This window comes from Methylobacterium terricola (assembly GCF_006151805.1).
Classification (GTDB): Bacteria; Pseudomonadota; Alphaproteobacteria; order Rhizobiales; family Beijerinckiaceae; genus Methylobacterium; species Methylobacterium terricola.
The window spans coordinates 1-1037 of sequence record NZ_VDDA01000102.1 but is presented as its reverse complement, the minus strand read 5'-3'; the positions used below and the strand labels follow the sequence as shown (position 1 = coordinate 1037).

The 1037-nt window shown below is 71.9% G+C and carries 1 pseudogene; it reads right to left on the bottom strand.

What is annotated here, in order from left to right:
* Positions 1–1037, bottom strand: a pseudogene (locus FF100_RS38265) (hypothetical protein); the annotation flags it as partial.

The following is a 1037-nucleotide window of genomic DNA, read 5'->3' as shown; positions in this document are numbered from 1 at the left end:
AAGTCCCGGCTGTAGAAGGCGTGGTACGTATTCGTATAGTAGTTTGTCGGATCTCCGGTCCCGCCAAGATTGATGGCGGGCACGGCGCCAGACCCATCTCTTATGCGCGTAAAGCCCCCTTGCTGATCAACGGTGTAGATGCCGCGGATCGTCAGGCCGCCGCCAATTGCCGCCGCGCCCGAGGCGTTGAGTGTGCCCGCCACATCCAGCGTCGCGTTGGGTGTGGTCGTGCCGATGCCGACGGTCATGGTGGACCGCAGCGTCATCACGGCCGCGTTGCGGGCCCCGCCGGGGGTGTAGAAGGTGACCGCATCCGCCACGCCGTCGTAACGGACCGTCAGCAGCCGGGACGTGCCGGAGGACCAGTAATTGTCCCCGCCCTCGCTGGTCGGTGCCTGCCACGGGTTGACGAAGAGGCCACCCCCGTAGGTGAGCGCGTACTTGTCGGTCACCAGCACGCTCTTGAAGGTCGGCGCGCTGTCGGTCCCGACCCCGAGCGCCATCGCCCCCTGCGCCGCCGTGCCGGTGAGCACCGACCGGCCGGAGGCGCTGGCGTCGGTGATGTCGGCCGCCGCCGGCCCGGTCACCGGCTTGCCGGAGGCCCGGGCGTAGTCGAGCACCCGCCAGTTGCCCGCGGCGTCCGAGACCGCCAGCGCCGTGTCGCCGGCCGCGGTGACGAGGTTCGCCCCGCCCGGCAGCACCAGGCTCGCGGCGTTGTGCGTCAGCGTCGCCGCTCCCGTGAAGCGCAGCAGCCGCACCCGGTTCGGGCTGGTGCCGAAGCCCGTGACCGTGCCGGTGCCGGTGAGCGCCACCTTGAGCGCACCGAGCGCGCCGAGGTCGACCGTGCCGGCGATCGGCGCCGAGGCCTCCGCCGCGGCCAGGTCGAGGCCGCCGGTCGCGCGGTCGACCCGCAAGGCCTCGCGCCAGGTGCTCCCGTCGGCCGAGACCTTCAGGCGCACGTCGTCGTCGCCGGTGAGCCCGAGTTCGGCCCGGCCGGAGAACCCGGACTGGAACAGCAGCGACAGCACGTTGCCGGC